Origin of the sequence: Caballeronia sp. LZ032 (assembly GCF_031451315.1) — a bacterium.
Lineage (GTDB): Bacteria > Pseudomonadota > Gammaproteobacteria > Burkholderiales > Burkholderiaceae > Caballeronia.
The window spans coordinates 265,003-290,014 of the sequence record NZ_JARUXP010000005.1 but is presented as its reverse complement, the minus strand read 5'-3'; the positions used below and the strand labels follow the sequence as shown (position 1 = coordinate 290,014).

Here is a 25,012-nt window from a genome sequence, read left to right as displayed (position 1 = left end):
ATGCTGGACGAACTCAATCCCCAGCAACGGGAAGTCGCCCAGTTGCGCCAGCATTGCGTGGCGATCGCCTGTCCGGGCGCGGGCAAGACGAAAACGATCGCCACGAAAGCAGCCCTGCTGCTACAAGACAGCTCGGCGACGGTCGGCGCCGTCACCTTCTCGAAGGATGCCGCGCTCGAATTGCGCGAGCGCATCCTGGCCGCTGCCGGCGAGTCGGTGAAGAAGCGCCTGATCGCAGGCACCTTCCATTCGCTGGCCTTCAAGCAACTTAAGCGTCCCGGCGCGCGCGCGCTCGATATCGCCTCCGATGGCGACCGGCTCGGCCTCCTCATTCGCGTGATGCAGGAACTCGGCCGCGACGGAAAGGCAGAAGACGTCATTCCAACGATCGAGAAGATCAAAACCAATTTCGGGCGGTGCGACCCGGACACTGCCGACGGCGAGCTGTATCACGCCTATCAGGACGCGCTTGCACGGAACGGCAAGATCGATTTCCAGGACATGCTGCGCCTCGCTGTAGAGGGGATGGAGCAAGGCACCATCGCCCCATACGCGTTCACCTATCTGCTCGTTGACGAGTTTCAGGACACTGACCCGTTGCAGTACCGCTGGATTGAACTGCACGCCCAGGCAGGCTCGATCGTGACGGTCGTCGGCGACGATGACCAAAGCATTTACGCCTTCCGCGAGGCGCTGGGCTACCGAGGCATGGAGTCGTTTATCCAGTCGTTCGCCGCGAAGCCTGTTGTCCTAGGCAGCAACTACCGGTGCCGGGCAGAGATTCTGGGCGCAGCGGACCGGGTGATCCGCAACAACGTCGACCGGATCGCGAAGGTGCTGCGTGCGGAGAAGGGCTCGGGCGGTAACGTGCAAACCTCCCGCCATCCAGACGAATATGAGGAAGCAACTGCGGCGGTCGAGGTGCTCGGGCCGCTCCTCGCGCAAGGGCAGTCTTGCGCGATCCTTGCGCGTACCAATCGCATCCTCGACCCGCTCGAGTCTGTCTGCCGCTCGCATGGCGTCAAATATTACCGTGCATCGGGCGCGTCGGTGCTGAGCCGCCCGGAGGGTGCCCTAATGTGCAACCTGCTCGAAATCGTCGAGCGAATCAAGGACACGGGCCTTGATGCTGTACTCGCGCACCTAGGGCTGACCGCTCAGCAGTTACGCGCACTCCATGCCGATATGGGGGCAGAACTGACCCAAAAAGGACGGGCGGAGTTGGTTGTCCTCGGGCTGCCAGAGGACGTGGCGACCAACTATCGCGAGTTCATGAAGCGGCTCGCCGAATGGCAAAGTCTGTGCGATCGCAAGTTTTATTCGCTAACGCTCTCCGGCGTCGCCGAGTGGATGCTGAAATACGCGAAGAAGGATTCAGCGATCCGGGCGATTCAGGCGACGAACGACGTCCTGTCACGCCTTTCCGGAAGTTTCGCCGAGCGGCTGCTGTTCCTGCGCCAGGACAACAATGAGCCGACGCCGGGCGCGCTTATCTTGACGACCATGCACAGCTCGAAAGGGCTGGAATGGGACCACGTGTGGATTGCGCGCAGCGAGGAGACAATCGTGCCGGACCCGAAGTCCACCGAACCAGAAGAGCGGCGTTTGTTTTACGTCGCAATGACGCGTGCGAGAGAGTCGCTCATGATCTCCGGCACGTCGAAGAACTTCGAATCACGATTCGTCGTGGAAGCGCAACTGACGGCGGTAGCTGCAGCCGCCTGATCTGTGCGCGCCCGTTTCACGCCCCTAAAGGCCTGGCGGCACTCCAAAATTTCACGTATACCATCGACTACCACTCCCGCCACGCTCGAGGAACCGGTCATGTCGACATTTCGCCACGTCCTTGGTCTATGGTTAGTGCCCGATTTCTCGGCTGTCGAGCGGGGTGAGATCCCGCCTCCACACGTCAATTACGACGCTCTTGACACGCGTGACGTGGCGGAGACGCTGTCCAAATTCAATGATTGCGGCGAAGACGTCGCCATCAGCGTTCCCAACGATGCGGTTGACCAGGTTACTGTCCAATTCCGACTGACGGGACGCGTGGCTGGAAGTCCCCAGTGCGAAGATTTCGCTCTTGAACTGCTGAACATGGCCGAACGCACCGCTTATCTAGTTACGCGCGGGTGTTGGGCGGAGCTCCATGCGCTGCCCAACAGGCGACATGCCCCGCCTCCCGTCTTGCTGTTGTTCGTGGTTAGCGGAGATTTTGACGGCGTGATGGTGTGGTCGCAGCAGTTGCGGATGCGGCTGGGCATACGGGCAGCAGATATGCTGAAGCAGATAGCTGGCGACGTCGCAGACGCAGATTATCAAGGCCATCTGCCCAGCGAACTCGCGATGTACTTTGGACGCATCTTTGGAATTCCGTACCGGCGAGAGTGTCTAGTGACTGGGCTTGCTAGTTCGCCGGTGCCGTACTGATGGTCAGCGCTTGCGGCCGCGTCCCACGTCACAGTGAGAAAGTCGAAGATAGGGTCAATCGGCTTCATGGTCGGCTGTCGCGTCCCATCCGGTGGTCGTGTCCTCATCCAACAGCGCATACTCACGCACTTGCGTCTCCTTTCCCGGGCGCCGGATGTAGGGTCGGTGCGTCGCGTGCCGGCGTCTTCTCGTCGCCGCTAGTGGATGTTTTAAAGCGAACGAAGCCCATGTTTGCGAACTGCATGCCGCTCGCGAGGGCCAGCAAGAGCGCGAAAACGAGGGACTTCCCAACAAGTTCGAGAACGTTGGGGGAGATACCGAAGAGGTGAACGAGGGTTGTCATACTTGCATCAAAGAGCGTCAGGAGATCTTGGAACGAGGCGCGGGCGCGGCTTCGAGATCGTCAGCCGAAGTACCGAAAAGCTCGTCTAGTTGGGCGTCGAGGGCTTTGCGCTGCGCATCCGCCCAAACCTGTGAATCGGTGGTCGCCACCACCGACGGCGCAATGGGTCCTTAAGAGACTTTGACCCGTTATCGGCAAATCATCGGGCTTATAGGGAAGCTCAGGCCTTTGCGCGGGAGAGCTCTGTCACATTTGATTCCGCGCGTTCCTGGCCTTTCACGTCGTCCAGGCGCGGACCGCCGATAGGCCCTTCGTCCGGCGTCGAATCGGCCTCGATCGTCAGCATTCTGGCAACGCGCTTCAGCGTGCCATTCAAAGACGCACGCGGACCAAGGCGGATCGTGCCGGAGTAAAAGATGTCGCCCGAGACTTGGCCGTTGATTTCCAGCGAGCCCCGAGCGTGCACATCTCCGTCGACGCGCCCGTCAATGCGAACGTGCTCGCCCTGCGCGGAGCCCTTTACGAGTCCGCCTTCGCCGACGTGCAGCAGACCCTGCGTCGAGATGATGCCGCCGTCGAGCAGGCCGAAGAACGAAATGCCGTGATCCACGACCATGTCGCCGGTGATCGCGCAGCCGCGCGCAATAAGCGTGATATTGAGTTCGGTTTTCATGGTGTCGTTTCCTCAGAACATCTGCACTTCGTTAGAGCCGGCGCGGTTCGCAGGTGCCGACTTCTTGCTCGTTCCCGACCCGGTATCGCCATCGCTTACCTGCTCATCGCGCGAATGCGAGCGGTGGCGGTAGCTGTGCGTGCGGGTTGGTGCCACGTTCTGTTGCGACGCATGTTCGTCTGCGGCAGGCTGTGCCGGAGGTTGCGCAGGCGTCACTGAGGTCGCGGACTTGTTGGAAGCCTGGGTAGCCGCCTCTGTCTCGCGATGCGCTTGATGAATAGGTGAGGCAGCCGCTCGTTGCTCATCGTTGGAGACTGCAGGGGGCGGCTTGGTGGCGGCCACGCTCGGTGAGGGGCCGCCCGTCGTGCCCAGCGAATTCTTGAACTGATCAGCCGTCAGGCCGATCGAGGAAGCAGGAGCGACGTCCTTCCCGGTCAGCGTCGGAGCGAGCGCTACCGGATGAGGCGGTTCTGCATCGATCGGGCGCGTCGCTGCGGCGACTGGCTGTCCTTCCGTTGCAGCCCGTTGGCTCTGATCGGGTTGCGGTTGGGCAACCGTCTTCTTCAGGTTGTGCGAGGAGGGCGCGCCCACCGACTTGTACAACGACGCGGCTCCCATACCCGCCATAGCCACCATAGCGGCGATAGCGACTGCGACGAGGCTACGGCGAGCAACAGGCACCACCTTCGGGAGCCGCACTTTGAGCGTGGGTGTCCTGGCGTCTACCGTCAAATTGGCCGGCGCCGGGAGCGCAGCGAGCTGCCGCGGCAGGTCAATGGTCATCGAGTCCGGTGCGAACTGCGCATGCAGTCGTTGAATTTCGCGTAAGTCCATGCGGGGTCCTCCCGTCGTTGTGTTAGGTCGAGCATTTCCAGCGCCGCCGCGGGTCAAGACCGGGAGCGCAGAGAAGTTCGTTTCCAATGTCAGTGAGTTCGATCCGAGTCCGGAAGCAGCACACCTTCTGGCGCAAAGCGGTTGTTGTCCGGCATGCACAAGAAAGGGATTTGATTGATGCGTGCCTCAGCAGCCTCGAGCGCGGATTGGCGCACTTGAGCCGTCATGGTTCGCAGCATCAGCGCTTCCATCGTCTTCAGGAAAAGCTGGTCATACATCGAGAGGAGCCGCACGAGGCGACCGGACATGGCGTGCTTGATTTCAAGCGTGACCATCTCCGGCGGCGTCGGTGCGCGTCGACCTGGAAACTTGCTTGCCCACGCGAGCGCCTTCTTCATAAAAGCCTCGGCCGTACGAAACTCCGACTCGATCGCGATGAGCTTGCCCCCGCGCGCAACGGTCATCTTTGCGGCCGCGAAGTTAAAGTCGGCGCGCAGGAATTCGCGTGCGTACAACGAGTAGTAGGGCAGTTCCGTCTTCGCCAGCGTGTCGCCATTGATACGTGCGAGGCGGCTGTCGTTGGTGAGCCGGTTCAACGGACGAAGACCGCTTTGCGCTGCGCTCTCGTTGCCGAGCGCTGCAGCCAGTTTGGGGTCTTCGTCGGGCGCTTCTAGGTCAGTAACAGCCATGATGTTCTCGGTATGTCTGTGTTCTCTCTCACATAGAATTTTCGTTGATCAGGCAAGTGTTCAAGCGGGCGAAAGCTATATGAATTTCGTGAGCTTTTCACCGCACGCGAGCGTCGATAACCCGGATACTCAACTCCATTCCCCGCGTCACCGACGCATCGACCTCGACTCCAAGCCCGGAGTCCATCTTTTTTCTGCAAGTCGTGCCCGCCTCGTGCGTTTGGCATGCGCCGACCGGATAGCTACCGGTGTGGAAATCTTCCTTGTGCTGAGTGTGCTCGCTACACACTCCCCAATTTCAGCCGTAATACTCGTACCCTGTGCTGCATTCATATGCGCCGGTACATCGTTCGAACCCGGGTTTTCGGGTGTTCTCTCTCCAGCGCCTGATCTGGGTAGAACGATCGAAGTTGGCTGATCCGTGATTCCTGCGGCGGAAGTAATTCCGAAAAGGGCTGTTGCGCGGCGTGACCATGCTGCGCGAGAACGACTTTACGTTCTCTGACCGAGCGACACCGGCGTATGCCGGCCGCTCCCTGCACGCCACGTCCCCGGAAGGGACGTGGCGCGTAGGTCTCTATATCGATTTCACGAAGCTCGCTCCCTCACCGGAGCGGGCTTTTTTTTCGTCCGTCGTTTCTGCGGCCGGACCTTTCTCAACGGAGGTGCTGTTCCATGTTGTTGCCCGACCGCCTCAATCAACGTATCGCCGAGGCCATTACGCATCAAATCAATACCGAGCGGGGGCAAGCGGACACCACGTCCCCCGTTTGGCGTGAGCGGTGCGAAGTAGCCCGAGTCGCGATGTTCAGCGACGCCGAGCGCTCTGTCTTCATTTCCCATGTCAGCGAACGTCGCGGCAGTGCGGCAGCCCGAGAGATGCAATCTCAGGCCGAATCACTGCGGACCAACGGCATCTTCTTTCTCGCAAGGAAACCGTCATGAACGCTGTTGTTCAGATGTTCGATCACGCGCCGCGTAGCCTCGTTGAAGAACGAGCTGTTCGCCCGCCCACGATCGGCAAAATTCGACCCGGTATCAAAGTGCTCACGCGGGCGCACCAGTCCAACGAAAAAGCGGTCAAGCTCTACAACGACATGGTGGCTGCGGGCGAGTCGTTCGAAGCCATCGGCAAGCTGCTCGAAACGTCGCTGAAGCTCCGGAACGCGCTGATTCCCAGAAACGTCGATTACTTCGTCTGTAGACGGTCCGACTTCTCCAATCCGGACACAGCCGACGAAATCCTGCGGCTGTATGGCGAGGATCGCGGGCAAGGGTTGCGGCTCTACCGTTTCCCGATCATGTTCGCGTTCGACGACTGGCTGCGCAATGTGCCAAATCAGATGGCCGCGTACACGACAACCGGGCGACAGTACTTCTCGGAGTACGATCGCGACGGCAAGCGCTACTGCAAGACGTACGCGCCGGTTGAACGCAATGCACGCGCACAGCGGGCGCGGCGCTCCTTCGGTGGACGACTGGTCGTTCACCGGCAAGACGACGACATTCCCGATGGCGTCTGCGATCCTCACGTGTGTCCGCAGTACCAGGACCGCAAGTGCAACCTGACGGCGAACTTCGTGTTCGCTGTTCCGGACGTGAAGGGACTCGGTCTGATCGAGCTGCCGACCAACTCGATCTACGTGCTGCAGAAGGCGTATTCGGCGATGCAGACGGTGGCGTTGGCACGCGGCCGGCTCACCGGCACTCGCTTCTGGCTCTCGAAAAAGGAGTTCGACATCACGCGCATCGACGACAGCGGCCAAGCCGTGCGTCAGAAGCAGATGTTGACGGTGCTGGATGCCGACATTGACCTGGGCGCGCTGCTGGATGGCGCGGACGAAGCTCAACCGGCGCTCGATGCTGCCAGCCGCGCAGTCGCGCTGCTGGAGTCGGACGGGACGGTACAGTCAATCGGCGATCCGCTTCATCAGCCCGAGCAGCGGCAGTCGGAGGACGAACGGGCAGGCGATGGCTCATCATCGGTCGTTCACAACGAAGATAACCGCGATGGCAGCAGTGACGACGACTTGCCCGATCCCAACGAGACGCTGGAGGACAAGCGTCACCGCATGTCGGACCTGCTGCATCGTCTGGGCCTGAGTCAGCCGGAGCGACAGAACGGCTTTCGCAAATACGCGCACCAGACGTACGGTCGCGGCTGGATCGAACGGATCGCTGATGTCGATGCGATGAACGCGCGCCTTAAAACCGCGCTCGACGATCCCGCTGCGCTTGACGTCGAGATTCAGGACGCGATTGCGCAAGCTGCTTACGTCTAACCTTGGCCAGTCCCCCTTTCGGGGGGCTGGCGTCCTTTCTTTCGAGACTGGCACCTTCTTCCTCGCTCGCGCATGAGAGCATTTCAGCAAGAACCGCTTGCTCAAATGTTTTCGACCGCGCTGTACCTGCGCATCGAATCCCGTCCGCTTCGGCGGCCCATCTACTTGTTCACGCGAAGGAGCTTCCGATGCGTAGAGTCGGCAACTTCACGCTGTTCTTCGGCACGGAGGATGCTTTTAGCAACTGGCACCCTTGCCGCTTTTCCTATCACGACGTCAATTTCCGCTCGGTAGAACAGTTCATGATGTTCTCCAAAGCCAAGCTGTTCGGCGACGAGGACATTGCTGAAGCTGTGCTAGCCACCCATCTGCCGAAGGAACAAAAAGCACTCGGCCGCAAGGTCAGGGGCTTCGACCTCGACACGTGGAAAGTAAAGCGCGAGTCGATCGTCTACGTCGGATGCCGCGAGAAGTTCGCGCAGCATCCCGGCCTACGCACGCTGTTGCTCGCGACGGCACCGACGGAGCTTGTCGAAGCCAGTCCCTACGATGTGATATGGGGCGTGGGGCTCGGCGCGCACCATCCTGACATCACGGACAAATCGAAGTGGCGTGGCCAAAACCTCCTGGGCCAAGCACTGATGAAAGTCCGCGACACGCTTAGTATCTAACCTTTTATCGAGCGCGCGATACCGGCGCATCGACACTCACTGGCTACCTTCGGGTGGCCTTTTTCATTTTTAGGAGGCGACTTTGAAAATCGCTCATTTTTCTGACTTGCATTACGCGCCAGGCAACGTCGAAGAGTCTGACCGGTGTTTTGGCTTTGCCATCGACCACGCCGTTCTCTCGCACGCCGATGTCGCGGTGATCTCGGGTGACGCGACGGACCATCGTCTCGACGCACATGCGCCTTCATTAAACCGCCTTGCACGGCGCATCAATGGGCTGAGCGGCAGTATGCCGGTCTTGATGCTGCAGGGTACGTTTTCACATGAGCCGCCGGGCACGCTGCGCAATTTTGAACTGATGGCAACGACGCATCAGATCTATGTGGCCGAACGGGTCCAGCAGGTGAGCCTTCAGGAGGGGCGGTTTTACGCCTCAAGCGGCCCGGTGTACTCCGACGAGGAGCTACGCGAGGTGCTCGCGATCGGCGCCGATGTCGTGTTCACCTGCTTGCCCACCGTCAACAAGGGTCAATTGGCGGCCGCTGTCGGTGCCAAGGAAGCCGGGACGGGTCTTGAAGCCGTGCTGGGTGACTATCTGGCTGCTGCCGGGCGCGTCAACCAGCAGCTTCGCGCCGCAGGCATCCGTACTGTCGGGGTCTCCCACGGCACGGTCAACGGCTGTACGACCGAGCACGGCGTGACGATGGCGGGGTTCGACCACGAGTTTTCGCTTGGCAGTCTGTTCGAGGCTGAATGCGATGCTTTCATGCTTGGACACATCCACAAGGCGCAGCAGTGGGAGCGAGCGGGCCGCGTCGTGGCCTATCCCGGTTCCATCGGGCGATTCCACTACGGTGAGGAAGGCGACAAGGGCTTTCTGATGTGGAATGTTGATGTTGGAAGGGCCCAAGCTGATCTGGTCGTTACGCCTTCGCGGCAGACGATCTGCATCGACTTTGACGGACCGCCCGACATGCAACGCCTGACGGCAATCGCGCTCGATGCGACCGACAAGTTCGTGCGAGTTCGTTGGCAGGTCGACGAAGAGCACAAACAGTCAGTGGACCGTGACGCGATCGCGGCGTTGTTCGCCAATGCGGCAGAGCTGAAGGTCGAAGGCCGCATTCTTCCCGTTGTCCGCTCACGCGCCCAAGGCATCAGCCTCGAAACGTCGATTGATCGGAAGCTCGAGCGCTGGTGCGAGCACACGGACGTCGATCCGGCGCCGTTGCTGGAGCGGCTGCAGTTGCTTGAAACCGGGGACGCAGAAGCGATCGCCGCTGGCGTTTTGGCTCGACTAACCGAAGCAGACCTGGCGCAACCGTGCGCAGATGATTCGCTGCCTGCGTTGTCAAGCATTGCGGCGCCTGCGCTGACGACTCTTCAAGAAGCGCATGGCGACGCTGGGGAAGCGGCATTGCCAATGCCTGATGCGACGGTTGAAATCGTCGAGTCGGCCTCAGCAAGTCAGCTTTCATGGCTTAACGATGATTTGTTCGCGGCGTAGATAGCCGCGCATGCGGGGGAGGCCAGTACGGCTCCTTTGCCTGAACACGCAAGCCGTGTTCCGATAGCCGACTGTCATCGTCGCTATCGAAACAGAGGTTTCACCGCGTCTTTGACGCATCGATTCGTAGTGGCAGGACCTTTCTCTGGCAGTTCATTTTTTTCTTCATCCTGGCGGGGCGCGATCCCTACCGGGCCGCACTCCGCTCACCGTAACGGAGTGCATCATGTTTGGTCTTTATCCCGCTGGCCCGAACTGGGTCCGCACTTTTGCGTTGGGCGACTGCTCATCGCGTGATCTTCAAAAGTCGTTAGTCGATTTGGCTGGGTTTACCGCTGCCATTCAGCACCAGCCGTTCGGCCAGTACCGCGGCGCAGTGCTGGCGCAGTTCGGTCAGACGCTGTTGCTGCTCGCCACAACTCCTGGCGCGTGCGAGGTTGCAGTGACGCCGACCGTTGAAATGCAGCACCTTCTATGGTCGTATCAGGAAGGCTATGCAAGCCAGTGGTCTGCTGCCGAGATCCGTAGCCTCACCGGGCATAGCAGTTGGTCCGAGCTTCTGACGAACGCGCGTCGCGAGTTCGGCAGAGTCTGTGACAACGTGGCGGCCGCACTGGACGGAACGCTTCAAGCGCCCAAAGCAGCGGTGCGCGCCGTGCCGTCGATCGTCATGAACGAGCCGTTTCCCAACGAGGACGACGACGCGTTCTACTCGAAGATGGCCGCGATGTCCGCGTCGATGAGCGTGTCGGAGGATCTGTCATGCGGCCTCTGAAACTGACACTGGAAGGCTTCGTTGGCGTGCGCGATGGCATGAAGCGCGAGAGCGTGACGCTCGATCTGGAAGCGTTGCCGGATGGCCTAATCGCCTTGACCGGCCCTAATGGGGCGGGCAAGACCACGATCATGGACAACTTACATCCGTATCCGATCATGCCGTCGCGTGCCTCGAAGCTGTCGGTGGACGCCTTTTCGTACTGGGATCACATCTGTGGCACCAGTGCGCTGAAGGAACTCGAGTGGGAGCACGACGGCATCCGCTATCGCTCGTCCTTCGCGTTCCGCAAGCCCGGCAAGACAGGCAAGGCGGAGTATTACCTTGCTTATCGCGGCGTCGACGGTACGTGGCGTCCGGTGTCGCTGCCTGACGGAACGGTGTCGGACGGCAAGGCGGAGTCGTATAACCGCTGTGTCGAGGCGATCAACGGTTCGTTGGAAACGTTCTTCACGAGCGTGTTCTCGGCTCAGAACCGGCGGCCGCTCGCGTCCTACGGTGCGGGCGAAATCAAGACGCTGCTGGCCGAACTCCTTGGCATCGACCACCTGAAGGCATTGTCGGCGAAAGCCGGTGACGTCGCGAAGGTGCTCGGCAAGTCGCTCGAAGGCATCCAGTCAGAGCTTGGTGCGCTCGCCGGAAAGCGGCAACGCAAAGCGGACGCTGAGCAGTCGATCGTCGCGCAGGGCAACACCTTGCGTGCCGCGCGGGAGCAACGCGATGTCGCGCTTGAGCAAGCGAGCAAGCTGACTCAGGAGCGGGCAACGCTTGCGGCGAAGCAGAGTGAATCGGCCACGACCGAGGCGCGCCTGCGAGAGCTGGGCGTGCGCCGCGACGAGTTGGGCCGTGCCGTGAAAAGCGCGGCCGACGACGAGCAAGCAGCAGCGGTTCGCTGCCAGCAACGCGTCGCCGTGCTCAGTCGGACGGTGGCCACGCACCAAGCAACGCTGGCTCGCCCTGAAGCGATCCTGGGTGCGGCAGCGAAGCGCGAGGAGGCCGAGTTGGCGATTGCGCGTGAGGAAGCGAGGTTTGCTCCTCTGCAGCGCGACATTGCCGATTTGGAGGTCAAACGCGCGACGTTGACCACACTCGATGCGACGCTTACCGGTTTGATGAGCCAGGGCACGACGAAAGCCGCCCACTTCGACACGTTGAGCAAGCAGGCAGCGGTGGTGGATCAGGTGCCGTGCGTCGGTCATTCGATGCACGCGCAATGTCCGCTCCTCACTCAAGCATTGCAGGCGAAAGCACAAGCGGAGGTGCAGCGGGTGTCGGTCGCCAATCTTCGCGCGGAGTATCGCGAGAAGAAAGCGCAAGCCGATGCCTTGGCTCTCGTGCCGGCCGAGTTGGCAGCGAAGCGTGTCGAGATGCTCGCCATCACGGATGCGGCCGCGCAACTTCGCCGTGCCTTGCAGGCGGCGGCAGAGCTTGCTGCGACTAAGCCATTGCTGGATGCCGCCGTATCGGGACTGGAGGCGGCGCAAGCCGAACTGCGCTCGATCACTGAGGAAAGTACGGCACGAACCGCGAAGTACCGGTCTGAGAAGACGCGTACGGAAGCGGAGCTTGTCCGCATTACCGAGGAGGTCGGGCGACTGGCCGCCGTCGATGTGACCGCCGCGATTGCGAAGCTGGACCGTGACATCGCAGCGAACCGGGAGACCGTCGCGGCACTTGATGGCCGGATCGAGCAATCGATCCGCTCGCAGAGTGTCATGCAGGCCGAAGCGGAAGCGCTGGCGTTGGCGTTGGAGAAGTTTTCGGCCACGCAGTCGCGTGCCGATCGCCTCTCCGACGAGATCGCGCGGTGGAAGCTGCTCGCTAAGGGTCTCGGCAACGACGGCGTGATCGCGCTGACTATCGATGACGCGGGTCCGGCGCTGACGCACACCGTCAACGAGCTACTGCTTGCGTGTTACGGCATGCGCTTCACGGTTGAGATCCGCACGCAGCGCACGCTCGCGAGCGGTGAACTGCGTGAAGGCTTCGAGATCCTCGTTCACGACGCCGAGTTCGACAGCAGCAAGTCGGTCTCCGTCATGTCCGGTGGTCAGAAGGTCTGGATCAACGAGTGTCTTACGCGTGGCATCGCCCTCTATCTCGCGCAGAACACCGGTCAGCCTTATCAGACCTTGTTCAGCGACGAGTCAGACGGCCCGCTCGATCCCGAGCGCAAAGTGCAGTTCATGCGAATGAAGCGCGAGGTGTTGCGCCAAGGCGGGTATCAGCGAGAGTTTTTCATCTCACAGACGCCGGAACTTGTCGCGGAAGCCGACGCGGTCATCGACGTACAGGCGCTTACCGCCTGATTTATTAACCCTTGTGGGGAGTTGCCCCCCAAGGGGCGCTTCCCGTTTGCCTCCTTTCTCGCGCCCTCCGGCGCTATCTCATATGGCAAACCTTTTGATGCTGCTGCTGCGGCAGCCGGTAGTGTCACTCGAACGCGGTGCCTCACCTGCCGCCAGCGCAACACGCTGCACCGGCTACTGCGCAATCGCAGCCGCCGCGCCGGCCGTACCTGCGTCGCGCGTCTGCTTTCGATACCGGCCGCTTGCGTCGCATCTGACAGCGGCTCGTCTTCAATAACTTTCTTGACTGGAGCCTTCAATGGCCTATTCCTGCACCGACTTTGTCGACGACGTACTCAACGACATGGTGATTCGAAGCTGGATCAAGCCCGAGCAGTACGGTCCTGAAGACACGCAAGCGCAGTGCGATGCGGTGTTGGGCGCAATCGGCGATGCGGATGCGTCACTGCGCCTCGCCGCTGACGCGAAGCAGTTCCACGGGGAGTTGCTCGATTCCGTCGAAACGCTAACGGCCATCGCCGAACAGCATGGAGCGCTCGTGCTGGCGAACGTCGTCTATCTGCAGACGGCGATCTTGAAGGGCGGTGTGATCGAGCTTACGCGCGAAGAAGCGGAGGACTTTGCTTTCATCAGAGGACTGCCTTCGGGCGAACGGTGGTGGAAGCATGTGAGCGAAGTCGAGTGATTCCCGTCAGATAATTCTCTTAACTCCTGCGGGTATGCGGTCCGCCGGGGCCGCTCCGCGCATCTGTTTGTGGAGCATGAATGTCTAATTTTGAAGCAGCAAAGCTCGGTGCAGTGCCTGGGCGTTTCACGGATCTCGAAGCGGCGGTGAACTACATCGCCGGTTCCCCGACTCGTGACAACGAAGTACGACCGTGGATCCGGAATGTCGATACCAATGCGTTCGTCGTCATTGGCGGCAGAGTTCAGCTGCCGAAAGGAGGGCCGCGATGACTGGTACCATTTTGTCCGACGTCATCCGCTTCATCAAAAGTTCTGAGCGAACGGATTGATAGGTTGGACGCTCTTTCGGTCCCTGACGCGCTCCAGCATCTGGCATTTCCCCCAATCGGCAACGAGAGACTCCAGTCCACGGACCACATTCGATTCGATTGCTTGTAGCCCAGCGTCGCCTTGAAAATTGGCACTGAACGCGGAGTGAAAGCGATATTGGAAGTACGCTGACACCTCTTGAACGCGGTGCATGGTGCCTGAGTCCGTGAACATCACAGACTCAGGCGAAAACGGATCGTAGTAGATGATATGGGGGTAGCTTGTCTGGACCGCTACGCGGGGTTCTTCACTGACGAGCAGCGAGCCGAGCAATTGGACTGACCCTTTCATCCCCTTCGGCGTTTTGAATACCCAGATGCGCTTAGGTAACCGCTCTGCAAGTTCCAAAATCTTTGTGCTGTTCGAGCCAAAGTAGCCGACTTGACCGTTCTTCAAGTCTTGTTCAAGTTTTTGCGAATAATAGAAAATGTCCATTCAATGCCTGCTTCTCGATGCTTGGATTATCCGTTGCTTGGTCACCGTCGCTATATTACCAACAGCCGTTTTCGTCGCATAAAAACACTTCGGAGGGGGGCGACGCTACGCTGCGAGCTGGTGTTCGTAGTACGGCCTGTCCTTCTCATCAAGAATCGTGTGCAGCGCATCTCGATTCAATGCGTCCGCATGCAACCACGCCTCTACGTTCTCCGGTCTGATTGGCACGATGCACCGATCGTGACCGGCTGCTGCGACCTCAACTGGAGGTTCGTCAGTGATAGCCGCAAACGACAGCAAGTCCGGCAAGTCCGGCGCGCTCCAACGAGACCACAGGCAGGCGACCAACATCAACTGGCCGTTACTCGGACGAAATTCCAGCACGACGTTTTCGTCTTTGTCGTGTGACTCGAGTAACGTTCCCTCCCACTTCGCCTTGCTGACGTTTTCGTAAAACACATCGACAAGCAATACGCCGTGTGTGTGACCGAACAACGGCTTCCAGAAGCCTTCGAGATTATCGCGCCGCGCATTGTAGGTGCCCGGAAATTTGATGTCGTAGTTTGCTGGCTTGCCAGCAATGCGACATTGGTAGCGCATCGGCTTAACGACGTATTTCCCATTCTCGACGACGAGGACCGGGGCATAGTGGCCTGGGAAGATGCGCGAGTCACGCGGTTCGGGGATCGTCCGATTGAGGTCGTCGAGGCGACGCAGCGAAGCCTCAATCTTGTCGGTCGCAATTCGCTTGCTTTCGGTCGCGGCCTTCGTTATTTTTGTTTGCAGAGTGCGTTCGGCATCGGCAAGCCGCGTCCGTTTCTTGAAGAGGTCCTGTTCGAGCTTGGTCGCCTGCACAGCGTTGTATTGGTCGATGAACTCTTTTATCTGACGTTCCTCGTCCGTCCGCGGAGCACGGAACGCGTCATCCATCGCCTTTGGGATTTTCGCTTTGCTGCCTTCGGTTCGCTCCCAGTAAAGGCGAGCGAATTCGCGGACGTCCATGTGAGCGCCGAACATCTTCACATACTTGCGATAGTCTGCTTCAATTTGAGCCGAATAACACATACATTGCTCCATAGGCTGAGCGTCAATCGACTTATTACATACCAAAATCTACATTTCAGGGTTGGGAAAGTCGCCCTTGACGCAGAAGCGGAACAAAAAGGCGGCTGTGCACAAAAAAGCGGCGGAGAAATCGCCACGACGCAGCCGCCGCATCCGCCCATTGCGCATCCGCGTGACGAGGATGACGCGTAACAATCACGCGAGTGATATGGGCTGCTGGAACGCCGCGCGCGCGTCATCGCACCATAAACGGCACCTGGCGAGATGCCACCCGTTATTGAGCCTCAGCTGGTCACGCTGGTGGAACGCCGCCCGACGGACGGCGACTGGTCCTACGAAATCAAATTCGATGGCTACCGAATGCTCGCGCGCTTGGAAGACGGCGTCGTCAATCTCATCAAACGAAACGGACATGACTGGACCTTCAGGCTGCCTCGCCTTCGGGAGGCGCTCCTGTCGCAATCCAATTCCGATCGGCAGGTCTGCACGCGTTCACATCCAACAGACGTACTGCGGCGCACGGCAGCAGGAAAATCCGGTAGCTAGCGTTTGGTAACATGGCGAATGGCTCTATCGGCAAACCAATATGCCAATCTCGAAGAAACGTAGATCGGCCAAAGCGCCGCGCGACAGATCAAAAGTCTTGTTACTGCCGATGCCTCGGCACGATTCGGATGCGATGTCCCTGCGTTCGCGGCTCGCATTCGAGGCAATGCGCGCCCAACGCGCCACAGCGAGGGACGTCAGGCAGGTCGCACAGGCGGTGTTGCTTACTGGGTTCATGACAGAGGTGGGGCATGGCTTGCTCGAACTCCCCTTCCTTGAAGACGTCGAGAAAGAAGTACTTGCGCTACTGGAGCGAGGAAGGGCAGTCGACGACTGGATCATGCCCGAAACGCTTCTTGAAAGGCTACCCGCTGTCATCAACGAGCACGACCGGCAATTGAGGGAAGTGCGCCTCGGGGTGGTGAAGGCGGCTTGCGAACGCCTTGACAGAATGGTGACCTCCGCCATCGCCCGATCCGAAGAGCGCGTTGAATCACCGGCGAGTCCCTTCGAGGCTAATTCTGTGCAGCAAAGGGGGCGCTGAACAGTCTCAGCAATTGATCCCGTAGATCGGAGATATCGAGTACGTGTTGCGCGCGGGTCAAAGCCACGTAGAGGAGGCGCAATTCGTCCTCGTCCATGGTCAGTCGGCCATCAATCATCTTGAAGCGGAAGTCATTGACGACTCTCACCCGTTTCCATTCGAGGCCTTTCGCGCGATGTACCGTCGAGATGACGTAGTCGGCTTGGCCTTCGGGTGTTATACGCTGAGCCAGGGCGCGCAGATAATTGGTGCCACGTCCGTCGACGATTTCCACAATCGGCCGCAGGTCCTGCCCGAGGGCGCTGCGTGCGAACGACTGGGCTTCCTTCCAGTTCTCGAACAATGACAACGCAGTCGGACGAAACGCTCTGCGGCCGGCGAGCAACTGATCAGCCCCGTCGGCGAACGCGACGATCTCGTTTGCATTCATGCGAATGGCCGGCCGGTGGCCCATCTCAATACCAGCCGCGAACTGCCAGATCGCTGTCGCGTTCTTGCGGCAAAGCACGGCGTCCACCGGGGGCGCAATAGAAGGGTCCTCGACCATGATCGAGCCGATACCGGACTGACCCCGTATGGGCGTAGCCTCGCCTAGTAGGGCCAAAATACGGCTCGCGAGTGCAGCGAAGGTGGGGCCGAAGCGAAACGATTCGGTGAGCGGCCGCTCCGGCGCGAAGATCTGTGCCATCGCATTAACCGCGCCGCGCCACTCGTATATCTGCTGGTAGGGGTCTCCAACGTAGATGATCTGCGCGTGTCGTTGCCGCGACAGAACGGAGAGCATGACGCCATCGCTGTCCTGTGCCTCGTCGAACAAGATGAAGTCCGCGTCGATGCGGGGATTGCTCTGTGCCCACACCTTCAAATAAACATCCGGTTGTATGGCGCTGCGCCCGCGCGGATCGATGCTCTCGCTCCAAAGTCGCATTACGTGGGGTGCAAGAAGCGCACGCAGCCAGTCAGCAGCGTCCTCGCGCACTTTTTCATCCACTGGGACGTGAAAAGCCTGCGGGGATTCGTCGGGCGAGCGACAAAACCTACCCAAACCGTCTGAGATCATCCGGCCGATCTCAAACGGCGCAATCTCGACGGCCTTCCCGGTGATGGTAGGCACCTCGATTGCCCCAAGTCCGTAGCGACTGGCAAGCTCGTGAGGAGGCTCCGACGGCAGGTTGATGCGCGCGGTGAGGCGAGACGGGGCGCCGGCGTAAGCAAGTGAGTGCACCGTGCGTGCAGCTACATTTGCCGGAAAACCTCGACGCGCAGACTCAGCGATCTCTTTGTTGAAAGCAAGGTAGCTCCCGCGCCGAGAGCCGAGTTGATGCGCAACCAGTCGAAGCGTGGACGTTTTGCCGGCGCCGGCATACGCCTTGACCTTCAGATCGTCGCCGCTACTGGCGGCGGTCACGACGGCTTCCTGCTCGGCCGTAGGTTTGAAGGTGGTGGCCACGATAGAGCGCTTCCGAGAAAAAGCGACAGTGTGCCGGAAGTTCAGCAAACGGGCGCTTTCCGAGGCGAGGGCCGCGCCCGCGAACCGTTCGCGAACACGAGCGCAAACAATCTCGTACGGAAGAGGACTCACAGAGCGACCATACTGTCACGCTCGTCGACATACTGGCGTTCTCGCCCATCTCGTGGCTTGTCTCGAGCATCGGCCCTGCTGCCCAAAGGTTGTTGCCGCCCCATCTCGGCCGAACTGACCGAGCATCGATGTTCTGCACCCCAGTGGTTAATCTCGTTGCGAGCCCGACTGAAGTCACCCGATCTCGCTATTCATAGATTCATATTCACACTCAGGCGATGCAAAGGATGGGTCAAGTGTCTGCCGCAGTCGAACGCTGGTGCGATGACTGGACAGGCCCAGCAGGTTGGCGACCTCTTCGTCAGTGCGGCCCGCATGGAGATGGCGGCGCGCGTAGGTATTTCTTAAAAGTCGTGGGCTCATATCTGCGGCCGTGATTTCCAGCGTCTGCAAGGCCAGTCGCACGCATTTTCCGAGCGTGTCGTCCTTCATCTGTAGATTGTCAATTACGATGGCCGCCCGGGCGACAACTATCTTGGCCGGTCGACGGGGTTAGTTGTCGCTGCTCAACTCGGCATAGTTGTCGCTCCTTCCGATTCGGGGTGGGGTAATTGACGCCGCCGCGCGCGCTTGTTGTCGTCGGCGCTGCGACGCCGGTAGCTTTCCACGTTCAGCTCGAAGATCGTCGAGTGATGGACCAGTCGGTCGATGGCGGCGACCGTCATTGAGGGATCGGGGAAGACATCATTCCAGCCGGAGAACGCGGCGTTGGCCGTGATGAGAAGGCTTCGACGCTCGTATCTTTCCGCAATCAATTCGAACAGCACGCTCGTTTCGGCCTGGTCCTTTCTGACGTACGACAGGTCATCCAGGATGATCAGATCGAAGTGATCGAGCTTGGCGAGCATCGATGGCAACTGCAGGCTTTGGCGTGCCGCCTGCAGCTTCTGCACGATTTCGCCGGTGCGTGTGAACAGCACCCGGTACCCGGCGTCGATCAGCGCATGACCAATGCCGGAGCCTAAATGGCTCTTCCCGGCACCCGGTGGCCCGAACAGCAGGATCGTGGCGCCTTTCTCGAGCCACGAGTCGCCGCTCGCGAGCGCCATTACATGTGCCTTGGACACCATTGGTACCAAGCCGAAGTCGAAGGCCTCGAGCGTCTTGCTTGGGTCCAAATGCGATTCGACGCGATGCCGCTCGATGCGCCGTTTCGCGCGCTAGGCCAGTTCGTGCTCGAGCAGCGCGCCGAGCAGGCGCGTCGATGGCCAGCCTTCCTTGTCGGAGCGCTGTGTGAACTCGGACCATAACCGCGCGATCGTCGGCAAGCGCAACTCGGTGAGCATCAGCCCCATACGGGCGGCATCGTAAATTGCGGGCGCGTTCATACCGATGCCTCCTCGCCAAGCAGCGTGTCGTAGAGAGCGGCCGTCGGCATGTCCACAGCCACGTCTGGGCATTGCGCCTGCCGCGGTGCAAAGTCATTCTGTAGTTGCTCGAGATCGGGCAGCTCGCCCGCGGCGAGCAACGCCTCGAGCCGCTCAGCAAGAACGGCCTCGACTCCGTGATTCGCGGCCAGTTCCAGTAAGCCGACCATGGTCTTGCAGGCTTCGCGCTGCGTGAGCCGAGCCTCAAGCCGCTCCCACGTCCGGCGGTACGCCTCGCGCGGAAACAAGTCGTCGCGAAACGCCAGCCCCTTGAACGCCTGGGGCTTGCGCTTGAGCGCCTCAATGAAGTGCCGGTGGTCGAGCTTGCGACGGCGGCTATTGGCCGCATGCGAGCCCCGTGCTGTGCTGTGCACGAGCGCGCCGGACAGATAGCAGTCGAGGTGATCGGCATAGACGCGCACCTTCAGACGGTGACCAATCAGGCGCGACGGCGCGCTGTAGAGAATGCCCCGCACGGTGAAGGTGCCACAGCGTGTCACGCGTGCTTCCTCTTCGATGAAGTCGGTCGTGCGATGTGCGGGTAAATCCTGCAAATGTTCGCGCTCAGCGTTAAACGCCGCTGCGTTACGACGGTTACGGCGCATGACGACGTCGCGAACAAACGCCTCGTAGGCAGCACGATCGTCGAAGTCGCGATGGCCACGCAGCATCAGCGCCTGGTCGATCGCCTCCTTCAGATGGCGGTGCGAGGATTCCACACTACCGTTCTCATGGGCCACGCCGACGTTATTGCGCGTGCCGGCCATGCCGTAATGCACCAGCAGTGCGTCATAGCGAGCCGTGAAGTCCTCTTCAGTCTGCAAATTCTTGAACGCCGCCGATAGGCTGTCGGTGCGATGCTCATGCGGGCAGCCGCCGGCCTGCCACAGCGCGTTCTGTAATCCGGTGGAGAGGGCCTCGAAGCTCTCGCCACCCTCGACGACATAGGCGTATTCCCAGTGCGAGAACGCGAGCACGAAGTGATAGAGCCGGTGATCGAGGGGCGCGCCGGCGACCGTCACGCGCAAATCCCGCATGTCGGTAAAGTCCGAGAGCCCCTGCACGCCGGGCAAGTGCTGCTGCGGGAAGAAGATCTCCTTGCCAGGGCCCTCGAGTGCGCGCCATTGGCTGACGCGCCGCTCGAGCGTACGCCGCATGCTGTCAGGGAAGAGGCCCGGATGCGCCTCCTGCAGCTTGCACAGCAACGTGATGGCCTTGAGCCGGGGCGCGTGGCGCAGCAATGGCACGACCTCGCTCTCCCAGACCTCCGCGAACGGATCGTGACGTGTACGCCACGCGCGCGATGACTTCTGCGACGGCAGCCGGCCGTCATGCTCGATGCGCCGGGCCGTGCGAACGCTCATGCCCGCCATTGCCGCGGCGACTTCCTGAGTGTGATGTTTGCGCTTGCTCATATAGAGTCGGACCTGCTGGTCCGTTACGTAGGTTCCAGGCATGACTGTTCGCTTCTTGTTCGATGCGATCAGCCATCGTAAAACCCCGCTACTCCGGCGCCGCCGGTAGTTCGTCGTCTCCGGCGGCTACGCCGCCTTCGACTCCTCACCACCGGCCAAGGTAACTGTCAAAGGACCGGCCAAGATAATTGTCGTTCTCTATTCATCGGCTTACCGGCGGCGGTCGCCAGAAGCAGCCACTCACTTTGACAGGCCAGCTTCGCTCGCGCGTCGTGGTACTCCCGCAGTATGTCGAGCGAGAAAACTTCGAGCGGAACTCGGCGAGCGATCCGCGGACCGCGCTTTTGCACTGACACGTCCGGCCGGATGCCATGAATATCGAGGTCGGAAAGGCGGAGGTAACGGCATTCGGCGGCCGTGATGCCGGCGCCCAGCAAGATCGCAACAATGGCTGTGTTACGAAGCGCTTTAAAGTCCATTCCCGGCTGCGGGCGGCAAGCCGATTGCAACCGGCCATCATCCGCAAGCGAAAGGTAGATTGGCGTGGGTTCGTCCTCGGGCCACGACTCTGCGGCGAGCATCTGAGCCACAGGGTTAGCCGAGCGCAGTTCCATGGCGACAAGATACCGAACGAGCCGGTCGATGAGCTTCAGGTATCTCAGCCGTGTCGTTGTGCCCGGCGAGCAATCTCTCGCGAGTTCTTCAAAAAATCCATCGATGTGATCTGATCCGAACGTCGTCAGCGTCTGCGCATGGGCGACAAGGAATCGATTAAAGCGCGCAAACATCGCACAGTGTTGAACGATGGATCGTTCGGCGAAAGCTCGGCGATCAGCGCCGGCGGCTTCGGTGCGCTGCCACTGCGCATACGCGGCTTCAGGATCAATCGTCCAGAGTGCCAGGGTCATAAATCGATATACTGAATTGGCAATCTCGTCAGGATACCCGAAGCTGACGCTTCGCAAATACAGATTCGCTGTCAAGGTACGCGTAGTCAGGCGATCAAGACCGGAACGCCTACTAGCATCGTTTAAGACGGGCGTTTTGGAACGACTACTTTGTGCGCGAGAGCTCATCGGAGCGGCTCGATTGCGCTGCATTCTTTGCTTGGCGAGGAGACGAGGGGAACCTTGAACGGGACGTACGCCCTGCGTTCATTGCCGAGGCGTCAGCTGCAACGTCTCGTCCAAGGAGTGAACTCGTCACCGTGCCAACCTTGCTTTACAGCGTGTGGAGACCTGCGATCAGCAATCGGCAATGGACTTAGCGGCGATAGTCTGAGAACTGTGAGCCGCTCTGGCACCGCGGTGGGGCTTTCCGGTGGCGGCCCTGCGCTAGGAAGCCCATTGGAGGACCCCGAATCCAGTGTGTGTGGCATCTCGACGATCGCAGCCGAGGAACTCAAGGAAGATGCAGAAGAGCTTCTCGGCCTAAAACTAACGAAGATTGATCGTGCTGGAGCAGCAGGCGGCGTGAGGTCACCTCGTTCGGAACGTCGGCGCATCCGAGGTCCACACGGAGATCTTGCTTACTACGCTCGAGGATGAACGCCACACCGACGACACGGGCGACTCGCGCTTCAATCGGGGTATTGTCTGCGGGGCAAGCGCCGTGCTAACGTTTGGGACTGTTCCAGTAACGTCAGTTTGCCTCGATATCATCTTGCTCGACGACTTGCACACTTTTGGCGACCCTGCTCTGCAGCGAGATGTCTTTGTGATCGATGCCTCAGGTAATGCCCTCGCCATGTGCACTCGGATTCGGGCGCAACAACTGCTTGAACGCGACCGCGCGAGCCTCGTGCAGATCGATCCGTTCACGATTCGCATGGAGCGAGCGAGTTCCGCTTTGCCGAGCGCAGCGGATCATGGGAACACTGCGCCCACGCTTCAAGCGTCTAAGAAGCGGAAGAAACGGCAAGCCACCATACGTCGGCTTTTGCGACGCGATGGCAATACTTGTTTTTACTGCGGACTCAAGATGAGCGAAGAGGAGGCAACTATCGAGCATTTTGTCGCCCTTGCTTCGGGCGGACCGGACCATCCGGACAATTTGGCGCTCGCACACGCAAATTGCAATCTCCGCGCTGGGAGTTTGAGCGCCGTTGCAAAGGTGCGGCTTCGCTCACGAATCCTGCGCCAGTTTGCAGAAAACGACTCGCAATTCGGAGAACGTTGAGAGCAGCGATGCCGCGTGGCAGGCGCCCGTGATTCAGCTTCAATCTGTATCCGGGTGACCCGGGTGTGTCGAGGACTGTGACGATGCGACGTTATTCCAACTAGAGAAGTTTCCGATTGAGAGTCGGGGCGGCGGCATGCTAAAACATTGCTGCGGTGATGAAGCTGGACCGTCGTCGTGCAATTCCATTCAGCGTGATTCGTTATCTGTAGAGGTGTAGCAAAAATGGCAACCGGTACTGTGAAGTGGTTCAATGATGCAAAGGGATATGGTTTCATCACGCCGGATGGAGGTGGCGAGGATCTGTTCGCGCACTTTTCCGAAATTCAAGGCAGCGGCTTCAAGTCGCTGCTGGAAAATCAAAAAGTGAGTTTCGAAATCAAGCAGGGACCCAAGGGAAAGCAGGCCTCGACGATTCAGCCGCTGTAATGGCCCGACGTCGATAGTCGAGAGCGGCCCCGTACGGGCCGCTCTTTCGTTCAGCAAGGCCGCGCCTGCCCATTTCGTCTTGAGACGGGGCGGGGCAGTTGCGGGGAAGTCAAAAGCAGCGTTGCTGGTGATAGCTCCGAGCGCGCCCGAGCTTCCCCGTCAACAGTTTGCCAAGTTTAGGCTGTCGCCTCTCCGCCACTCGGCGGTGCCACCGGCGGCGTCATATGGGCGTCAGCACCGCGCGTATCAGGCGCTGCGACACTTGCTTCAGCGGCCGAACGTTCAGTGCGCGCCTCTGCCGCTGAAGCACGCTTGGACGCGGTTTTTCCCGCGCGGGTCTTTGCCGATACCGCCTTCTTCGCCGCGGACTTCGTAGACGCAGCAGCCTTCTTCGTCACAGACTTCTTAACCGCCGCCTTTTTTGCAACGGTTCTTTTGGCGACTGCCTTCTTCGCGGCAGTCTTCGTCGCGGCGGTCTTTGTTGCGGCAGTCTTTGTCGCGGGAGCGGGCGCGGCCGTAGACTTCGCCTTCTTCGCTGCGACCTTCCGGCTGGCCTTTTTTGCAACCGGCTGTGTGGTGCTGGACTTTTTCGTCGCAGCGACGCTCGATGCCGGGGCGCTGGTTGAAGACGCGCTCGCCTTCACTGACGCACGCTTCTTGGCCGCCGGTTGGCTCGCCAAGCGCTTCGTCGATGCTCCGTCCGTCGCTCCGTTCGTCGTAGTGGAAGTTGCAGTTGTCTCTGCCGAGCTGCCGTCGATGAGGAACTTAGTCCGGTCCCTGACCTTAGCGATCCACGCCGGGGGGCGTGCCCAGCCGCTCCAGGTTTGGCCGGTCTTCGGATTGCGGTACTTAGCCGGCAGTTTCCCCTTGGCTGCTGACGACGATTTGGATGAGGTTCGCGTAGTCTGCGCGGATTTCTGCGATAGGGCACCGCGCGGCCGCCCTTTGCGCGCCGAGCTCTTCTGATGAGCGTCGATGTCTGCGGATGTCAGATTGTGTTGAGCCATCAAAGCATGGATGTCATCAAGTATTGCGCGCGAGCGCTTAGCGGTCAGCGCGTCGGCTTGAGTCTGCAGTTTCTTCATTTTTTCTTTGATTTGTTCAAGGGTTGCCATGAGCGGTCTCCTTAATGGTCATGCCCCGAACTATGCCACTATTTGTCAATAAGGCGAAGCGCTTAGCACCATTTAGCGTGAGGTTTCGCTTATTTGTTCCTGCCTTTGCTTCTGAATGAGCTGGACACGATTGCATTAGATCCTCGTCCCTGTCGACAGGGTCTCGGCGGAGTCGTACAAAAAGTCGGCAGATCCGCCTGCCGGGCGTAAGCTACGGGAAGATGTGTCTTTAACGAAACCTACGGCCCGGTTGTGTCTAAGTGGATCAACAGCAGATTAATCGGCTTCGCCGTCGCTTGGTTGCAATTGGCGGGCAGCGCTCAGGCAGCAGACCTCAAGATCAACCCGCAAGCCGCGCGATTCGTGCTGGCAATCGTGCTTGATGATTTCCAAACGGCACAGGCGGGCGGCGCGTACATGTTCTCGTATGGACCGAATGAATCGGAAGCTTCGCTGCGCGTGAAGGTCGAGCAGTGGCTTTCAGGTCACGATCCGGAGGCCCTGGAAATGGATGCCTCCGAGCGGCAGACGCTCTTCAAGTTCTATTGGGCTGCCAGCATGATGCCGAAGCGCTCGACCTGCTTCGTTCGGATGGAAGCCGAGTCATGCCGGCAAGAGTTGACCAAATGGATGTCGCGCGAGGCAGCGGGCGATCCGCGTTTTCTGCTGGACTATAAGACGCTGGCTCCGGCGCTCGGGCTTCCCGCGCTGGCCGGTACAGGAGGTTCGTGAGCAGTCCAGCGATCTGCTGGCCATCCCGTGCTTGGGGA

Annotated in this window: 25 protein-coding genes and 1 pseudogene; 15 read left to right on the top strand and 11 right to left on the bottom strand. The window is 60.1% G+C overall.

The features are described 5' to 3' along the window. Window positions 1–1,725 carry an ATP-dependent helicase gene (locus QCE69_RS35970; RefSeq protein ID WP_309935685.1) on the top strand — a complete coding sequence of 575 codons (1,725 nt, stop codon included), beginning with the start codon at window positions 1–3 and terminating at the stop codon, window positions 1,723–1,725. A gap of 99 nt (window positions 1,726–1,824) precedes the next feature. Next, on the top strand, window positions 1,825–2,427 hold the full coding sequence (locus QCE69_RS35965) for a hypothetical protein (RefSeq protein ID WP_309935684.1): 603 nt from the start codon (window positions 1,825–1,827) through the stop codon (window positions 2,425–2,427). A 563-nt stretch (window positions 2,428–2,990) separates the two neighbouring features. On the opposite strand, the gene QCE69_RS35960 is transcribed toward QCE69_RS35965, so the two are convergent. The 3 genes from QCE69_RS35960 to QCE69_RS35950 form a co-directional block, all read right to left on the bottom strand. Next, window positions 2,991–3,443: a polymer-forming cytoskeletal protein gene (locus QCE69_RS35960; protein ID WP_097191154.1), complete on the bottom strand. Its 453-nt coding sequence runs from the start codon at window positions 3,441–3,443 to the stop codon at window positions 2,991–2,993. Window positions 3,444–3,455: 12 nt separating this feature from the next. After that, window positions 3,456–4,277: a hypothetical protein gene (locus QCE69_RS35955; RefSeq protein ID WP_309935682.1), complete on the bottom strand. Its 822-nt coding sequence runs from the start codon at window positions 4,275–4,277 to the stop codon at window positions 3,456–3,458. An 89-nt stretch (window positions 4,278–4,366) separates the two neighbouring features. Further along, window positions 4,367–4,966 carry a hypothetical protein gene (locus QCE69_RS35950; RefSeq protein ID WP_062644210.1) on the bottom strand — a complete coding sequence of 200 codons (600 nt, stop codon included), beginning with the start codon at window positions 4,964–4,966 and terminating at the stop codon, window positions 4,367–4,369. A gap of 678 nt (window positions 4,967–5,644) precedes the next feature. Between QCE69_RS35950 and QCE69_RS35945 the strand changes: the two genes are divergently transcribed. The 8 genes from QCE69_RS35945 to QCE69_RS35910 all read left to right on the top strand — a co-directional run bounded on the left by QCE69_RS35945 (window position 5,645) and on the right by QCE69_RS35910 (window position 13,467). Continuing rightward, window positions 5,645–5,911: a hypothetical protein gene (locus QCE69_RS35945; protein WP_309935776.1), complete on the top strand. Its 267-nt coding sequence runs from the start codon at window positions 5,645–5,647 to the stop codon at window positions 5,909–5,911. Continuing rightward, entirely contained in the window at window positions 5,908–7,248 is a 1,341-nt protein-coding gene (locus QCE69_RS35940; RefSeq protein WP_309788975.1) for a hypothetical protein, read from the top strand. Before QCE69_RS35945 ends, QCE69_RS35940 begins: the two co-directional genes overlap by 4 nt. Before the next feature lie 188 nt (window positions 7,249–7,436). Beyond that, window positions 7,437–7,919: an NADAR family protein gene (locus tag QCE69_RS35935; protein WP_309935681.1), complete on the top strand. Its 483-nt coding sequence runs from the start codon at window positions 7,437–7,439 to the stop codon at window positions 7,917–7,919. Between the two features lie 82 nt (window positions 7,920–8,001). Then, entirely contained in the window at window positions 8,002–9,426 is a 1,425-nt protein-coding gene (locus QCE69_RS35930) for a metallophosphatase family protein (RefSeq protein WP_309935680.1), read from the top strand. Window positions 9,427–9,652: 226 nt separating this feature from the next. Continuing rightward, the gene (locus QCE69_RS35925) at window positions 9,653–10,201 is read left to right on the top strand and encodes a hypothetical protein (RefSeq protein ID WP_309935679.1); all 549 of its coding nucleotides are present in this window, start codon (window positions 9,653–9,655) and stop codon (window positions 10,199–10,201) included. Beyond that, complete coding sequence (locus QCE69_RS35920; protein ID WP_309935678.1) at window positions 10,189–12,510, top strand: SMC family ATPase; 2,322 nt, start codon at window positions 10,189–10,191, stop codon at window positions 12,508–12,510. Before QCE69_RS35925 ends, QCE69_RS35920 begins: the two co-directional genes overlap by 13 nt. A 298-nt stretch (window positions 12,511–12,808) precedes the next feature. Next, window positions 12,809–13,195, top strand: coding sequence for a hypothetical protein (locus QCE69_RS35915; protein WP_309935677.1), 387 nt, complete (start codon window positions 12,809–12,811; stop codon window positions 13,193–13,195). An 80-nt stretch (window positions 13,196–13,275) separates the two neighbouring features. Further along, the gene (locus tag QCE69_RS35910; protein ID WP_309935676.1) at window positions 13,276–13,467 is read left to right on the top strand and encodes a hypothetical protein; all 192 of its coding nucleotides are present in this window, start codon (window positions 13,276–13,278) and stop codon (window positions 13,465–13,467) included. Window positions 13,468–13,500: 33 nt separating this feature from the next. Here QCE69_RS35910 and QCE69_RS35905 read toward each other — a convergent pair whose 3' ends face one another. Next, complete coding sequence (locus QCE69_RS35905; protein ID WP_309935675.1) at window positions 13,501–14,001, bottom strand: hypothetical protein; 501 nt, start codon at window positions 13,999–14,001, stop codon at window positions 13,501–13,503. Window positions 14,002–14,106: 105 nt separating this feature from the next. Next, complete coding sequence (locus QCE69_RS35900; protein ID WP_309935674.1) at window positions 14,107–15,066, bottom strand: SOS response-associated peptidase family protein; 960 nt, start codon at window positions 15,064–15,066, stop codon at window positions 14,107–14,109. 264 nt (window positions 15,067–15,330) lie between these two features. On the opposite strand from QCE69_RS35900, the gene QCE69_RS35895 reads away from it, so the two are divergent. Next, entirely contained in the window at window positions 15,331–15,612 is a 282-nt protein-coding gene (locus QCE69_RS35895) for a hypothetical protein (protein WP_309935673.1), read from the top strand. A gap of 133 nt (window positions 15,613–15,745) precedes the next feature. Continuing rightward, complete coding sequence (locus QCE69_RS35890) at window positions 15,746–16,156, top strand: Fis family transcriptional regulator (protein WP_309935672.1); 411 nt, start codon at window positions 15,746–15,748, stop codon at window positions 16,154–16,156. Here the strand turns inward: QCE69_RS35890 and QCE69_RS35885 are convergent. The 5 genes and pseudogenes from QCE69_RS35885 to QCE69_RS35865 all read right to left on the bottom strand — a co-directional run bounded on the left by QCE69_RS35885 (window position 16,128) and on the right by QCE69_RS35865 (window position 21,428). Beyond that, entirely contained in the window at window positions 16,128–17,606 is a 1,479-nt protein-coding gene (locus QCE69_RS35885) for a UvrD-helicase domain-containing protein (protein ID WP_309935671.1), read from the bottom strand. The genes QCE69_RS35890 and QCE69_RS35885 overlap by 29 nt on opposite strands. A gap of 306 nt (window positions 17,607–17,912) precedes the next feature. Beyond that, window positions 17,913–18,170: a hypothetical protein gene (locus tag QCE69_RS35880; protein ID WP_309935670.1), complete on the bottom strand. Its 258-nt coding sequence runs from the start codon at window positions 18,168–18,170 to the stop codon at window positions 17,913–17,915. 74 nt (window positions 18,171–18,244) lie between these two features. Then, window positions 18,245–19,066: pseudogene (gene istB, locus QCE69_RS35875) on the bottom strand (IS21-like element helper ATPase IstB). Further along, window positions 19,063–20,562: an IS21 family transposase gene (istA, locus tag QCE69_RS35870; protein ID WP_309935669.1), complete on the bottom strand. Its 1,500-nt coding sequence runs from the start codon at window positions 20,560–20,562 to the stop codon at window positions 19,063–19,065. Before istA ends, istB begins: the two are co-directional and overlap by 4 nt. A 125-nt stretch (window positions 20,563–20,687) precedes the next feature. After that, entirely contained in the window at window positions 20,688–21,428 is a 741-nt protein-coding gene (locus tag QCE69_RS35865) for a site-specific integrase (RefSeq protein ID WP_309935668.1), read from the bottom strand. Between the two features lie 754 nt (window positions 21,429–22,182). Between QCE69_RS35865 and QCE69_RS35860 the strand changes: the two genes are divergently transcribed. Together QCE69_RS35860 and QCE69_RS35855 are read left to right on the top strand one after the other, a co-directional pair. Continuing rightward, entirely contained in the window at window positions 22,183–22,698 is a 516-nt protein-coding gene (locus tag QCE69_RS35860; protein WP_309935667.1) for an HNH endonuclease, read from the top strand. 225 nt (window positions 22,699–22,923) lie between these two features. Further along, complete coding sequence (locus QCE69_RS35855; RefSeq protein ID WP_309935666.1) at window positions 22,924–23,127, top strand: cold-shock protein; 204 nt, start codon at window positions 22,924–22,926, stop codon at window positions 23,125–23,127. Between the two features lie 176 nt (window positions 23,128–23,303). Here QCE69_RS35855 and QCE69_RS39650 read toward each other — a convergent pair whose 3' ends face one another. Continuing rightward, complete coding sequence (locus QCE69_RS39650; RefSeq protein ID WP_409021276.1) at window positions 23,304–24,134, bottom strand: H-NS family nucleoid-associated regulatory protein; 831 nt, start codon at window positions 24,132–24,134, stop codon at window positions 23,304–23,306. Window positions 24,135–24,494: 360 nt separating this feature from the next. On the opposite strand from QCE69_RS39650, the gene QCE69_RS35845 reads away from it, so the two are divergent. Next, window positions 24,495–24,974 carry a hypothetical protein gene (locus tag QCE69_RS35845; RefSeq protein WP_309935664.1) on the top strand — a complete coding sequence of 160 codons (480 nt, stop codon included), beginning with the start codon at window positions 24,495–24,497 and terminating at the stop codon, window positions 24,972–24,974. Window positions 24,975–25,012: the final 38 nt, after the last annotated feature.